Annotated in this window: 11 protein-coding genes; all 11 read right to left on the reverse strand. The window is 74.4% G+C overall.

Translation table 11 applies throughout. The annotated features are described in order from the left end of the window. Positions 1 to 2 precede the first annotated feature (2 nt). The 11 genes from ACWF41_RS07940 to ACWF41_RS07990 all read right to left on the reverse strand — a co-directional run bounded on the left by ACWF41_RS07940 (position 3) and on the right by ACWF41_RS07990 (position 13,911). On the reverse strand, positions 3 to 1,823 hold the full coding sequence (locus ACWF41_RS07940; protein WP_380316904.1) for an ABC transporter ATP-binding protein: 1,821 nt from the start codon (positions 1,821 to 1,823) through the stop codon (positions 3 to 5). Further along, positions 1,820 to 3,649 carry an ABC transporter ATP-binding protein gene (locus tag ACWF41_RS07945; protein WP_380317002.1) on the reverse strand — a complete coding sequence of 610 codons (1,830 nt, stop codon included), beginning with the start codon at positions 3,647 to 3,649 and terminating at the stop codon, positions 1,820 to 1,822. Before ACWF41_RS07945 ends, ACWF41_RS07940 begins: the two co-directional genes overlap by 4 nt. Before the next feature lie 133 nt (positions 3,650 to 3,782). Further along, entirely contained in the window at positions 3,783 to 4,556 is a 774-nt protein-coding gene (hisF, locus tag ACWF41_RS07950) for an imidazole glycerol phosphate synthase subunit HisF (RefSeq protein WP_380316907.1), read from the reverse strand. Between the two features lie 7 nt (positions 4,557 to 4,563). Then, complete coding sequence (locus ACWF41_RS07955; RefSeq protein ID WP_380316910.1) at positions 4,564 to 5,574, reverse strand: FKBP-type peptidyl-prolyl cis-trans isomerase; 1,011 nt, start codon at positions 5,572 to 5,574, stop codon at positions 4,564 to 4,566. A 130-nt stretch (positions 5,575 to 5,704) separates the two neighbouring features. Then, the gene (gene pafA, locus ACWF41_RS07960; protein WP_380316913.1) at positions 5,705 to 7,066 is read right to left on the reverse strand and encodes a Pup--protein ligase; all 1,362 of its coding nucleotides are present in this window, start codon (positions 7,064 to 7,066) and stop codon (positions 5,705 to 5,707) included. A gap of 59 nt (positions 7,067 to 7,125) precedes the next feature. After that, positions 7,126 to 7,848, reverse strand: coding sequence for a proteasome subunit alpha (gene prcA, locus ACWF41_RS07965; protein ID WP_380316916.1), 723 nt, complete (start codon positions 7,846 to 7,848; stop codon positions 7,126 to 7,128). Continuing rightward, complete coding sequence (gene prcB / locus ACWF41_RS07970; RefSeq protein WP_380316919.1) at positions 7,845 to 8,750, reverse strand: proteasome subunit beta; 906 nt, start codon at positions 8,748 to 8,750, stop codon at positions 7,845 to 7,847. The genes prcA and prcB overlap by 4 nt, the downstream gene beginning before the upstream one ends. Positions 8,751 to 8,756: 6 nt before the next feature. Next, positions 8,757 to 8,954 carry a ubiquitin-like protein Pup gene (locus ACWF41_RS07975; protein WP_380316922.1) on the reverse strand — a complete coding sequence of 66 codons (198 nt, stop codon included), beginning with the start codon at positions 8,952 to 8,954 and terminating at the stop codon, positions 8,757 to 8,759. Between the two features lie 243 nt (positions 8,955 to 9,197). Next, entirely contained in the window at positions 9,198 to 10,907 is a 1,710-nt protein-coding gene (gene dop, locus ACWF41_RS07980) for a depupylase/deamidase Dop (protein WP_380317009.1), read from the reverse strand. A 121-nt stretch (positions 10,908 to 11,028) separates the two neighbouring features. After that, positions 11,029 to 12,684, reverse strand: coding sequence for a proteasome ATPase (arc, locus tag ACWF41_RS07985; protein WP_380316925.1), 1,656 nt, complete (start codon positions 12,682 to 12,684; stop codon positions 11,029 to 11,031). Between the two features lie 192 nt (positions 12,685 to 12,876). Then, entirely contained in the window at positions 12,877 to 13,911 is a 1,035-nt protein-coding gene (locus tag ACWF41_RS07990; RefSeq protein WP_380316928.1) for a tRNA (adenine-N1)-methyltransferase, read from the reverse strand. Between the last annotated feature and the right edge of the window lie 11 nt (positions 13,912 to 13,922).

The raw sequence follows: 13,922 nt of genomic DNA on the forward strand, positions 1-13,922 counted from the left end.
CGTCAGCGCGTCTGCGCCACCCAGCTCGCGTGCATCCGGGCATAGACACCGCCGGCCGCGGCGAGCTCGGTGTGCCCGCCCACCTCGACCACGCGGCCGTCGTCGACCACGACGACGAGGTCGCTCGCCTCGGCGGTCGAGAGTCGGTGCGCGATCGTCAGCGTGGAGCGGCCCGAGGTGAGCGAGTCCAGGGCCCGGGCGATGCGCACCTCGGCGGCCGGGTCGACCGCGGAGGTGGCCTCGTCCAGCACCAGCAGGTCGGGCGCGGCGAGGTAGGCCCGCGCGATGGCGACGAGCTGTCGCTCCCCCGCACTGAGCGACTCGCCCCGCTGCCCGACCGGGGTCGCCAGGCCCTGGGGCAGCCCGGCCACCCAGTCCGTGAGACCGAGGGCGTCGACCGCCTCGGCGACCCGGGCGGCCACGGCGTCGTCGGGCGCACCCGTCCCGCCGGGGATCGCGCCGTCGTCGTCCCGCAGCCCGTAGGCCACGTTCTCGGCGACGGTCCCGTCGAAGAGGAAGCCCTCCTGCGGCACCAGGACGACGCGCTCGCGCAGGGATCCGAGGGTGAGGCGGCGCAGGTCCACGCCGTCGAGCAGCACCTGGCCCTCGGTGGGGTCCATGAGCCGGGTGACGAGCTTGGCGACCGTCGTCTTCCCCGACCCGGTCTTGCCGACCACGGCCACCTTGCGGCGCGCGGGGAGCTCGAGGTCCACCCCGTGCAGCACGTCCGGCCCGTCCGGGTAGGCGAAGCGCACGCCCCGCAGCGTCACGGCGGCGGGCCCGCGCGGGCTGGCCACGGCGTCGTCGGCCTCGGCCACGTCGACCGGCGTCTCCAGCACGGCGAGCACGCGCCGCCACCCGGCCACCGCGTTCTGCAGCTCGTTGAGGATCTCGGTGGCCTGCTGCACGGGCCCGGTGAACAGCTGCACCAGGAACAGGAACGCCACCACCTGGCCCGCCGTGAGTCCGCCGCCCACCCCGAGGAGGGTGCCGACCACGACCACCACGGCGAGCACCAGGTTGGCGACCAGCACGCCGCTCGAGAACACCGACGACACCAGGAGCTGCGCGCGCGCCTGCGTCGCACGGGTCTCCTCGATGGCCGCGTCCACGCGCCGGCCCGTGCGCCGGGCGACGCCGTAGGCGCGCACCGTCTCGGCCCCGACGACGGCCTCCGAGATCGCGCCGAGCATCGCCCCGACGGCCTGGCGCACCGCCGCGTACGCCCGGTTGACGGACCCCTGCGCGCGCCGCAGCACGAGGAACAACGGCACGAAGCACGCCCACACCACGAGGGTGAGCTGCCAGGAGTACACGGCCATGAGTGCCGTGGCGACCAGCACCTGCAGCGTGGAGACGAGGAGCTGGATGCCGCCCCACTGGACGAACAGGGAGATCGTGTCGACGTCGGACGTCACGCGCGACACGAGCGCCCCGCGCCGCTCGGTCCCCTGCGCCAGCGCGGACAGGTCATGCACGTGCCGGAACGCCTGCACGCGCAGCGCGGCCAGACCCGCCTCCGTGCGGCGGAACAGCCGCACGTTCACCACCGCGGTGCACAGACCGGCGATCACGACAGCGCCCGCGGCCAGGCCCGTGAGCAGCGCGACGCGCCCGGCGTCCGGGCCGCCCGCGGCGAGGATGCCGTCGTCGATGGTGCGCTGGACCGCGACCGGCACGACGACGCGCCCCGCGGCGGCGAGCACCGCGAGCGCCAGCGTGACCCACAGCCCGTCGACGATCTGCGGCGAGATCTGCACGCCGCGGCGCAGGGTGGCGAACACCCCGAGCTCGCTGGCGGTGGCGATGCGCGACTCGCTCACGCGACCCCCTCCTCGGTCGGGTCGGTGCCGTCCACGTCCTCGCCGGCGGCCCGCTCGTCGGCGACCTCCCGGGCCCGGCGCGCGGTCTCCCGCTCGTAGGCGGTGGCCAGGGCGCGGTAGCCGGGGTCGCGGGCGAGCAGCGCGGCGTGCGGGCCGACGTCGACGACGCGCCCGCCCTCCAGGTGCACCACGACGTCCGCCAGCGCGACCGACGACATCCGGTAGGCAACCATGACGACGGTCGTGGCGCGCGCCCCGTCGCCGGCGCGCGCGGCCGACAGCGAGCCGAGGATCTCGGACTCGACGCGCGGGTCGACGGCCGACGTGGCGTCGTCCAGCACGAGCAGCCGCGGCCGGCGCACGAGGGCCCGAGCGATGGCGAGCCGCTGCCGCTGACCGCCGGACAGGTTGGCGCCGCGCTCCCCGAGGGGCGCGTCGAGGCCGCCGGGCAGGGCGCGCACGACGTCGTCCACGCGGGCGGTGCGCAGCGCGTCCCACACCTCGGCGTCATCGGGCGCCCCGGCGTCCCCGGGGTCGGCGAGGGTGACGTTCGCGCGCACGGTGTCCTCGAAGACGAACGTCTGCTGCGTCACGAGGGCCACCTGCGCGGGGATCTCGCCCGCGGCGAGGTCGCGCACGTCGGCGCCGTCGAGCAGGACCCGGCCGCGCGTGGGGTCGCTGAGGCGGGCCAGCAGCGAGACCAGCGTCGTCTTGCCCGCGCCGGTGCTGCCCACCACCGCGACGGTGGCGCCGGGCGCGATGTCGAGGTCCACGCCGTCGAGGAGCGTGGCGGTGGTCCCGGCGGCGGAGACGTCCACGCCCACGCCGTCGAGCCGGACCGCGAGGCCGCCGGCCGGCCGGGGCAGAACCCGGTCGCCCGCGACGAGGGTGACCGGGGCGTCGAGCACGCCGGCGATCCGGTCGTAGCCGACGAGGGCCCGGGGCAGCTCGCCCAGCACCCACCCGAACGCGCGCACCGGCACGGCCATGACAGTCAGCAGGTAGGCGGCGGTGACGACGTCTCCCGCGTCGACGGCCCCGACGGACGCCCGCCACGTGCCGACCCCGAGCACCACGAGCGTGCCGAGGGACGGCAGGAGCTCGATGACCGGGTCGAACACCGCGCGCACCGTGCCCACCCGCACGTTGGCGGCCCGCAGCGCGTCCGTGCGCTCCGCGAAGCGGGCCTCCTCGCGGTCGGCGGTGCCGAGCGACTTGACCAGGAGCGCGCCCTCGAACGACTCGTGCGCGACGTCGGCCACCTCGGCGCGCAGCTGCTGCGCGCGCGTCACGGCCGGCGTCATGTGCCGCTGGAACACGACGTTCGCCGCGATCGCGGCCGGGACCACCAGGAGGGCCGCGACGGCGAGCCACACGTCGACCGCCAGGAGCATCCCCGTGGCGACGGCGATCATGACGACGACGCCGAGGGCGAACGGCAGGGGGTTGAACACGCCGGTGGCGGCCTCGACGTCCGCGCTCGCCGCGGACAGCAGCCGGCCCGCGGGGTGCGACCGGTGCCAGGACACGGGCAGCCGCAGGTACTGGCCGGACAGCCCGCGCCGGTGGTGCGCCTGGATCGCCGCGAACCCGTAGCCCGCCCAGATGCGCCGGCCGGCCACGCCGAGGGCGAGGGTCAGCGCGACGGCGGCGAGCACGAGCCCGGCCATCCAGATGCGGCCCTGCGCGGCCTCGTCCCCCGCGATGGCGGGCACGACGACGGCGTCGGTGGCCCAGCCGACCGCGCGGCTGACCGCCACCGTCGCCGCGCCGAAGAGGGCGGACGCGCCCACGGCGAGCACGTACAGGCGCGGCTCGGAGCGCATCCCCCGCCAGACGAGGGTCGCCGAGCGGCGCAGCCGGGACCCGGAGAGCGTGAGCCCCGCGGCGCGACCCGCGCCGGTGGCCCCGCCCTCCGGGGTGGGACTGCCGCTCACGGTCGAGCCGTCGCGCGGGCGCTCATCGACGGACCTCGATGCCCGCGGCGGCCATCGCGTCCTTGACCTGGCCGACCGTCAGCGCACCGAAGTGGAAGACGCTCGCGGCGAGCACGGCATCCGCGCCCGCGCGGGCCGCGGCGACGAAGTGCTCCGGCTCCCCCGCGCCGCCCGACGCCACCAGGGGCACATCCACCCGCTCGCGCACGGCGGCGAGCATCTCGAGGTCGAACCCCGCGGTGGTGCCGTCCGCGTCCATGGAGTTCAGCAGGATCTCGCCGGCGCCCAGGTGCGCGACCCGCGCCGCCCACTCGACGGCGTCGATGCCGGTGCCGCGGCGCCCGCCGTGCGTCGTGACCTCGAAACCCGACGGCGTGACCGTCTCGCCGGTGACCCGGCGCGCGTCCACGGACAGCGTCAGGACCTGGCGCCCGAAGCGCGCGGCGATCTCCGCGACCAGCTCGGGGCGGGCGATGGCAGCGGTGTTCACGCCCACCTTGTCCGCGCCGGCACGCAGCAGGCGGTCGACGTCCTCGACCTGCCGCACGCCGCCGCCCACCGTGAGGGGGACGAAGACCTGGTCGGCGGTGCGGCGCACCACGTCGACCATCGTCGCGCGGTCGCCCGACGACGCGGACACGTCGAGGAACGTCACCTCGTCCGCGCCCTCGCGGTCGTAGCGCGCCGCGAGCTCCACGGGGTCGCCCGCGTCGCGCAGGTTGGTGAAGTTCACGCCCTTGACGACCCGTCCGTCGTCGACGTCGAGGCACGGGATCACGCGGACGGCCACGGACATGCGGGACTCACCCTTCCTTGCTGTCGTTGCCGGCGGGCTGGTCGCCGGACTTCGTGCCGGGGTCCGACCCGGGCTCGCCGCCGTCGTCGCCCTGCCCCTTGCCGGTGGACTCGTCCTCGGTCACCTGGAAGTGCGCGTCCAGGATGTCCACGACGTAGACCAGGGTCTCGCCGGCGAGGTCGCTGCTGGTGCCACCGTAGCCGAGGTCCGGGGGCACCACGAGCAGCACCTGGGACCCCACCGTCTGCTCCACGAGCCCCTGGTCGAGGCCGTCGACCAGCTGCCCGATGCCGACCGTCGCGGACTGCGGCCGGGTGCCGGGCGTCCACGTCGTGTCGAACTGCTTCCCGTCGCTCCACCGCACGGCGGTGAACCGCATCGTGACCACCTGGCCGACCTGGACCTGCGGGCCCGTGCCGCGCAGCAGCGGCTGCACCTGCAGATCCTCCGGCGGCTTCGCCTTCTTCGGCACGGAGACCTCCGGCGCGCCGCCCGCACCGCGCGCGACGGTCGGCAGCCCGTCGCCGACGGGAACCTCGGCGCCGGACGCACGGGTCGGCAGCACGTCGACCACGAGGATCACCGGGACGCCGTCGTCCTCCTCGACGAGCAGCATGCGCGCACCGACCTTCTGGCCCCGCAACGTGTCGTAGAGGTTGGAGCCGAGCGACTCCGGCGACATCGTGTACCAGGCCGGGGCGTCGATGTACGTGCTGGAGATGACGGTGCCGTCGCGACCGTCCTCGGCGTACATGTTCAGGAGCACCGGCTCGCCGTCGACCACCGCGTCGCCCGACCCCGGCCACACCGTCCGCGCGCCGGGGCGCACCACGTCGTAGGGCTGCCCGTACTCCAGCGCGGGCGGCTCGCCCACCGCGCCCGACACCTGCACGGGCGACGCCGACGGCCCCGACGACGGCACGTCGCCCAGCCCGTCCAGCAGCGACGAGCTGCACCCGCCGAGGACGAGGGTGCCGCCGAGCAGCAGAGCCAGCAGGAGCGTCAGTCGGCGGAGCACCGCGACAGTCTGCCACGACCGACAGTCCCCCGGAGCGACGGTCCACGGCCCTCGCCGCCCTCCTCCGCCCTCGTCCGACCTACCGACCGCGCGCCACGACGGACCCGGCCGACGCCCGGCAGGACGACGGTTACATCGACTCGATGAGCCGGTCGACCCTCTCGTCGACGGAGCGGAACGGGTCCTTGCACAGCACGGTGCGCTGCGCCTGGTCGTTCAGCTTCAGGTGCACCCAGTCCACGGTGTAGTCCCGGCGCGCCTCCTGCGCGGCGCGGACGAAGTCGCCCCGCAGCTTGGCCCGCGTGGTGGGCGGCGGCACGGCGGTCGACTCGAAGACCTCGAGGTCGGTGACCACGCGCTCCACCATGCCGCGGGCGGCGAGCAGGTTGTAGAGCCCTTCGGTGCGGGAGATGTCGTGGTACGCCAGGTCGAGGCGCGCGATGCGCGGGTCGTCCAGCGCCAGGTCGTGCTTGGCCTGGTAGCGCTCGATCAGCTTGAGCTTGATCACCCAGTCGAGCTCGCGGTCGACGAGGGACAGGTCGCCGGACTCGAGGGCGCGCAGCCCGCGCTCCCACAGGTCGAGAACCTGCTTGACGACAGGCGTGGCGCCGGCGTGGCTGTCGACGTGCTCGCGCACGCGGTGGAAGTACTCCCACTGGATGTCGACGGCGGTGGCGGTGCGGCCGTTGGCGAGCTGCACGGGGTGCAGGCCGGTGCGGTCGTGGCTGATCTCGCGGATGGCGCGGATCGGGTTCTCGAGGGACAGGTCCCGCATGGGGACGCCGGCCTCGACGAGGCGCAGCACGAGGTCGGTCGCGCCGACCTTGAGCATGGTCGTGGGCTCGGCCATCGAGGAGTCGCCGACGATGACGTGCAGGCGCCGGTACATCTCCGCGTCGGCGTGCGGCTCGTCGCGCGTGTTGATGATCGGGCGAGAGCGCGTGGTGGCGCTGGAGACCGCCTCCCAGATGTGGTCGGCACGCTGGGAGAGGCAGTAGACGGCGCCGCGCGGCGTGGCCAGCACCTTCCCGGCGCCGGTGAGCACCTGCCGGGTGATGAGGAACGGCACCAGCACCTCGGACAGGCGGGAGAAGTCGCCCTGGCGGCGCACGAGGTAGTTCTCGTGGCAGCCGTAGGAGTTCCCGGCCGAGTCGGTGTTGTTCTTGAACAGGTGCACCTTGCCGGACAGGCCCTCGTGCTCCAGCCGCTCCTGCGCGTCGGCGACGAGGCCCTCGAGGATGCGCTCACCACCCCGGTCGTAGGCGACGAGCTGGTGCACGTCGTCGCACTCGGCCGTCGCGTACTCGGGGTGCGACCCGACGTCGAGGTAGAGGCGGGAGCCGTTGCGCAGGAAGACGTTCGACGACCTCCCCCACGCCACGACCTTGCGGAACAGGTAGCGCGCCACCTCGTCCGCGGACAGGCCGCGCCCGTCGTCCGCCGCGCACGTCACCCCGTACTCGGTCTCCAGACCGAAGATCCTGCGGTCCACGACGTCTCCCCTCGCTCGACCCTGCTGTCCGACCCGCTCGCCCGTCTCAGGAGCGGGTCTCAGTCACCCTGCTGCTCGAGCAGCCCGGCCAGCGCCGTGCCCTGCAGCCGCCGGAACGCCCGCCGCCGGCCCTCGCGCTCCAGCACCGCCACCTCGAGGCCGGCGGGCGCGATCTCCCGCTCCTCGCCCGGCGCGGAGACGGAGCCGTCCGTCCCGACCGCGCCGAGGGTCCGCACGGCGAGAGCGAGGACCTCGGGCAGCGCCATCCCGTCGTGCCAGGCCTCGCCCACGCGGGCGTTGAGCTGCTCGGCCTGCCCGCCCATGACGACGTGCCCGTGCTCGTCCGCGACGGATCCGTCGTAGGAGAGCCGGTAGATCTGGTCGGCGGCGGGAGTGGCACCCACCTCGGCGACGACCAGCTCGACCTCGAGCGGCTTGGACTCCGTGGTGAACACCGTGCCGAGCGTCTGCGCGTACGCGTTCGCGAGGCCGCGCGCGGTGACGTCGGTGCGGTCGTAGGAGTACCCGCGCAGGTCCGCGTAGCGCACGCCCGCGACGCGCAGGTTCTCGAACTCGTTGTACTTGCCGACCGCGGCGAACGCGATGCGGTCGTAGATCTCGGAGATCTTGTGCAGCGCGCGCGACGGGTTCTCCGTGGCGAACGCGATGCCGCCGGAGTACGCGAGCACGACGACGGACCGGCCTCGGGCGATCCCCTTGCGGGCGAAGTCGGCCCGGTCCTTCATCAGCTGCTCGGGCGAGACGTAGAACGGCATGTTCATGCGCGTGCACCTCCGTGCGCCCCGGGCCGGCCGCCGCCGCCCGCGGGACGGTCGCCGTGGGCCGCGCGGTGCGCCGCCCCCCGCTCGCCGACGATCCGCTCCACCGTCGCCGCCAGCTCGTCGTCGCCGACCCGGCGCACGCCGTCGGCGGTCACCACCGTCACGACCGGCCAGATCTGCCGCACCGGGTCCGGGCCGCCGGTCGCGCTGTCGTCGTCGGCCGCGTCGTAGAGCGCCTCCACCGCGACCCCGACCGCCGCGTCGGCGTCGAGCCCGGGGCGCCACAGCTTCTTCAGCGCGCCGCGCGCGAAGACCGAGCCCGACCCCACCGTGTGGTGGTCGTGCTCCTCGTACCGGCCGCCGGTGACGTCGTAGCTGAACAGCCGCCCGTACCCGCGGTCGAGGTCGTAGCCCGCGAACAGCGGCACCACCGCGAGGCCCTGCAGGGCCAGGGGCAGGTTGCCGCGGATCATCGTCGACAGGCGGTTGGCCTTGCCGTCGAGGGACAGCAGCGAGCCCTCGATCTTCTCGTAGTGCTCCAGCTCGAGCTGGAAGAGCCGCACGAGCTCGATCGCCACGCCCGCGGAGCCGGCGATGCCGACCACCGAGTAGGCGTCGGCCGCGAAGACCTTCTCCATCTCCCGGCTGGCGATGAGGTTGCCCGCCGTGGCGCGCCGGTCGCCCGCCATGATCACGCCGCGGCCGCCGTCGTCGGTGCCGAAGGTGAGCGCGACGATCGTCGTCGCGTGCGGCGCGAGGCCGTCGGCAGGCCCGCCGCCGGCGCCGGGACGCCGCCCGGGCAGCAGGTCGGGCGCGTGCCCGGCGAGGAAGTCCACGAACGAGGACGAGCCGGGCCGCAGGAACGCGTCCGGCAGCCGTCCCGAGGTGTCAGCGGTGGTCATGGGCGATCACTGACCGCCCTTCTGGACGAAGCCGCGGACGAACGACTCGGCGTTCGTCTCCAGGACCTCGTCGATCTCCTCGAGGAGGGCGTCCACCTCGGCGTCCCGCTCGGTCGCCGCGGGGGCCACCGGCGCGGGGACGTCCGCGTCGTCGTCGGGCGTGCGGTCCTCGTGCTGCGGGTTGATCCGTTCCTGACCGGCCATGGTCCGCCTCCTTCGCTGCTGCGGAGCTCCCGACAAGGAGCTCCGGGAGAGTCTCGCGACGCCAGCCTATGCGCTGCGAGCGACACTGCGCGGCGACGTCCACGCGGGTTGCGCCCAGGGCGGAACGAGTTCGCCCGCGCGGCGGCCCACGGGACCTCCACGGGTTCCACCAGGAGCATCGTCGCCGGTCAGCCCGCGGTCACCCGGCGACCCGCCGGAGCCGAGCGGGCGGACGGCCCGCGCTCAGCCCTCGCCGCGCAGGCCCTTCAGCAGGGCGGCCGCGTCGGGGCTGGCATCGAGCAGTGCGCCGATGTGCGCCCGCGTGCCGCGCGCCGGGTCGAGCATCGGCACCCGCTGCAGCGCGGCCGCGCCGGGGACGTCGAAGATCACGGAGTCCCAGCTCGCGGCCGACACCTGGTCGGCGTAGCGCGCCATCACCTCGCCGCGGAACCACGCGCGCGTGTCGGCCGGCGCGTGGTGCACGGCGTCGGCCACCCGCTCCTCGTCGACCAGGCGCTCGACGGCGCCCGACGCGACGAGCCGGTGGTAGATGCCGCGCTCGGGACGGACGTCGGTCCACTGCAGGTCGAGGGCGTGCAGCCGCGGGTGGTCCCAGCCGATGCCGTCGCGCGAGCGCATCCGCTCCAGGAGCCGGCGCTTGGCCACCCACTCCACCTCGCGGGCGCACGTGGCCGGGTCGGTCGCGAGCCTCGTGAGCACCGACCGCCAGCGGTCCAGCACGTCCGCCGTCTCGGCGTCGGCCCCTCCCCCGGCGACGCCGGCACCGGCCCCGAGGGCCGCGACCGATCGCGCCACGACGTCGGCGTACGCCTCCTGGACCTGCAGCGCCGTGAGCCGCCGGCCGTCGGCGAGCTCGAGCGTGTGCGCCAGGCTCAGGTCGCGCGAGACCCGCTGCACGTCCGCCACCGGGTCGGCGAGGCGCAGGGCGGCGAGCTGCGCCCGCGCCGGCACGCCCGCCGCCGCGAGCTCGTCGAGGTGCTCCAGCACCCACAGCACGAGGGACGTGGTGCCGAGCTTGAGGAACGTCGCCACCTCGAACAGGTTGGCGTCGCCGATGATGAGGTGCAGGCGGCGCCAGCGGGTGCGGTCGGCGTGGGGCTCGTCGCGGGTGTTCACGATCGGCCGGCGCAGGGTGGTCTCCAGCCCCACCTCGGCCTCGATGTAGTCCGCCCGCTGCGAGAGCTGGAACCCCGCCTCCGCGCCGGTCGGGCCGAGCCCCACCCGCCCGGATCCGGCGAACACCTGACGCGTCACGAGGAACGGCGTGAGCAGCTCGACGAGCGTGCCGAACGGCAGCGCCCGGTCCACCAGGAAGTTCTCGTGCGTGCCGTAGCTGGCGCCCTTGCCGTCCACGTTGTTCTTGTAGAGCACGACCTCGCCGCCCGGCACCTGGGTGAGCGAGCGCACCGACGCGAGCATGACCCGCTCCCCCGCCACGTCCCACAGCACGCCGTCGCGCGGCCCGGTGACCTCCGGGGAGGAGTACTCCGGGTGCGCGTGGTCCACGTAGAGCCGCGCGCCGTTGGTGAGGATGCAGTTCGCGGCGCTCGGGTCGTCGTAGTCCTCGACGGTCGGCCGCTCGACCTCCTCGGGCTGCTGCCGCGCGCGCCCCCGCGCCGACGCCCCGGGGGTGCCCGCCGCGGACGCCACCTGGGCGGACGCCGGGGCGCCCCCGCCGCCCACCGGGCCGGACGGCGCGGGCCGGGACGGGTCGTCGGTGAGGAGCGACGGGTGCGCGGACGCGCGCTGCAGGTGGAACCCGCGCGCGTCCTGCAGGGGGTCCTCGTCGTCGTAGTCCCAGCGCGCCGGGGGCCGCGCTCCCGCGCTGGCCACGAGGGCGCGGTACGTCATGACCACCTGCGAGCTCATCAGCATCGGGTTGGCCATCGGCCGCCCCGGTGCCAGCACGCCGTACTCGGTCTCGATCCCCATCACGCGACGAACGCTCACGCCACCACCCTAGGTGTCCCGGACGAGATCGAGGCACCCGTCTCGACGTCGACCACGGCGGGTCGGCCCCGGGGCGGGTGCCTCGATCTCGGGTGGGCGCGGGCTACAGGTACTGCCCCGTGCTGGTCACCGTGTCGATGGTGCGCGGGGCGCCGTCGCCGCCCTTCTTCTGGACGATCGTGCGGATGAAGACGATGCGCTCGCCCTTCTTGCCGCTGATCCGCGCCCAGTCGTCGGGGTTGGTGGTGTTCGGCAGGTCCTCGTTCTCCTTGAACTCGTCGACGCACGCCGACAGCAGGTGCTCCACCCGGATGCCCCGCTGGCCGGTCGACAGGAAGTCCTTGATCGCGGACTTCTTGGCCCGGTCCACGACGTTCTGGATCATCGCGCCCGAGTTGAAGTCCTTGAAGTACAGGGTCTCCTTGTCCCCGGACGCGTACGTCACCTCGAGGAACTGGTTCTCCTCGTCCTCGGAGTACATGCGCTCGACGACGCTGCGGATCATGGCGGCGATGGCCTCGGTCTGGCTGCCGCCGTGCTCGGCGAGGTCGTCGGGGTGGATGGGCAGCGCCGGGGTGAGGTACTTGCCGAAGATCTCGGTGGCGCCCTCGGCGTCGGGCCGCTCGATCTTGATCTTCACGTCCAGGCGGCCGGGCCGCAGGATCGCGGGGTCGATCATGTCCTCGCGGTTGGACGCGCCGATGACGATGACGTTGTCGAGGCGCTCGACGCCGTCGATCTCGGCGAGCAGCTGCGGCACGATCGTCGTCTCGACGTCCGAGGAGAGGCCGGTGCCGCGGGTGCGGAACAGGGACTCCATCTCGTCGAAGAACACGACGACCGGGGCGCCCTGGGTCGCCTTCTCGCGGGCCCGGGCGAAGATGAGGCGGATGTGCCGCTCGGTCTCGCCGACGTACTTGTTGAGCAGCTCCGGGCCCTTGACGTTGAGGAAGTAGCTCTTCGCCTCCGGGTCCCCGCCGCGCGCGGACGCGACCATGCCCGCGAGCGAGCTCGCCACCGCCTTGGCGATGAGCGTCTTGCCGCACCCGGGCGGGCCGTACAGCAGCACGCCCTTGGGCGGGCGCAGCCCGTGCTCGCGGAACAGGTCGGGGTGGCTGAACGGCAGCTCGACGGCGTCGCGGATCTGCTCGATCTGCGGGCCGAGGCCGCCGATGTCCTCGTAGGCGATGTCCGGGACCTCCTCGAGGACAAGCTCCTCGACCTCGGACTTGGGCACCACCTCGTAGACGAACCCGCTGCGCACGTCGACGGTCAGGGCGTCGCCGACGCGCAGCGTGGCGTCGGCGACCGACCCGGCGAGGCGCACGACGCGCTCCTCGTCGGCACGGCCCACCACCAGCACCCGCTCGGCGTCGAGGACCTCCTTGACGGTGACCAGCTCGCCGGTGCGCTCGTAGCCGCCGGCCTCGACCACCGTCATGGCCTCGTTGAGCTTGACCTCCTGGCCGGGGCGCAGCGCCTCGACGTCGAGCCCCGGGCTCGCCTGGACGTGCATCTTGCGGCCCGCGGACGAGATGTCCACCGAGCCGTCGTCGTGCGCTGCGAGGAAGGTGGCGTACGTCCCCGGCGGCTTCGCGAGCTCGTCGATCTGGCCCTTGAGCTCGACGATCTGGTCGCGCGCGGCGCGGAGCGCCTCGGCGAGCCGCTCGTTCTTCGCGGCGAGGAGGGCGAGCTGGGCGTCGTGGCTCGGTCCGGTCGGCAGCCCCGACGAGTCCGGGCGGACAGGGTTGTCGGTCATCGCATCCCCTCTCGTGCGTCCCGGGTGGTCACCTGCCCGGGCGGGAGGCGCCCCCGGAGTACAGCACCCTAGACATCAACGCGGACGTCCGGGGGTTCATTTCACGGAGCGGTCGCGACGTCGCCCGACCGAGACCGGACGGTGACCGGGCCGTGACCCCGCCAACGGACCCCGCCACGAGGTCCGGCCCGGTCAGACCTCCGCGTCGGGGGCGACCCCGAGGTCGCGGCGCACGCGGCGGATCTTCTTGTCCGAGACGGCGCGCTCGCCCAGCTCCTCCTCGGACCACTCGGCGTCGGGCGCCGGGTAGGAGCCCTTGGCCGGGCGACGGGTGCGCTCCGGCGGGGCGACGCCGTCCGCGAGCCGCCGGGCCGTGATCAGGAAGCCGGTGTGGCCGATCATCCGGTGCTGCGGGCGTACCGCGAGGCCTTCCAGGTGCCAGCCGCGCACCATCGACTCCCACGCCTGCGGCTCGGCGAACCGGCCGTCGGCGCGCAGGTCCTCGGCGGTCCGCGAGAGCTGAGTGGCGGTCGCGACGTAGCAGATCAGCACGCCGCCGGGCACGAGGGCGCGGGCGACCGGGTCGACGTTCTCCCACGGCGCGAGCATGTCGAGCACGACGCGGTCGACGCTGCCGGGCTCGGCGACGGTGGGCAGGACGTCGGCGAGGTCGCCGACCGACAGGCGCCACGCCGGGTGCTCGCCGCCGAAGAACGACTCGACGTTGCCGCGCGCGATGGCGGCGAAGTCCTCGCGCCGCTCGATGGAGTGCAGCTCGCCGGCGTCGCCGACGGCGCGCAGCAGGGACATCGTCAGCGCGCCCGAGCCGACGCCCGCCTCGACGATGCGCGCGCCAGGGAAGATGTCGGCCATCTGCACGATCTGGCCGGCGTCCTTCGGGTAGACGACGGCGGCGCCGCGCGGCATCGACAGGACGTAGTCGCTCAGCAGCGGCCGCAGCGCCAGGTACTCGATGCCGGCCGTGTTCGTCACGACCCACCCCTCGGGCCGGCCGATGAGGTCCTCGTGGCGGAAGAAGCCCTTGTGCGTGTGGAACGTGCCGCCGGGCTGGAGCGTGATGGTGTGCAGGCGCCCCTTGGGATCGGTCAGCTGGACCCGGTCCCCCTCGCGCAGCGGGCCGCGGCGCAGCTCGGCGCCGGTGGCACCCGGCGTGGGCGCCGGGGCGGCGGTGGGGTTGTTCTCGGGCGCGGCGTCGGCGGAGGTCACGACGGGCGAGT

It is taken from the genome of Isoptericola sp. NPDC055063, assembly GCF_053608125.1.

What these genes read in the sequence shown, in the direction of transcription:
- ACWF41_RS07975 (WP_380316922.1), bottom strand. Translation starts at nt 8,954, where the DNA reads ATGGCCGGTCAGGAACGGATCAACCCGCAGCACGAGGACCGCACGCCC.
- prcB (WP_380316919.1), bottom strand. Translation starts at nt 8,750, where the DNA reads ATGACCACCGCTGACACCTCGGGACGGCTGCCGGACGCGTTCCTGCGG.
- ACWF41_RS07945 (WP_380317002.1), bottom strand. Translation starts at nt 3,649, where the DNA reads ATGCGCTCCGAGCCGCGCCTGTACGTGCTCGCCGTGGGCGCGTCCGCC.
- dop (WP_380317009.1), bottom strand. Translation starts at nt 10,907, where the DNA reads ATGGGGATCGAGACCGAGTACGGCGTGCTGGCACCGGGGCGGCCGATG.
- prcA (WP_380316916.1), bottom strand. Translation starts at nt 7,848, where the DNA reads ATGAACATGCCGTTCTACGTCTCGCCCGAGCAGCTGATGAAGGACCGG.
- arc (WP_380316925.1), bottom strand. Translation starts at nt 12,684, where the DNA reads ATGACCGACAACCCTGTCCGCCCGGACTCGTCGGGGCTGCCGACCGGA.
- hisF (WP_380316907.1), bottom strand. Translation starts at nt 4,556, where the DNA reads ATGTCCGTGGCCGTCCGCGTGATCCCGTGCCTCGACGTCGACGACGGA.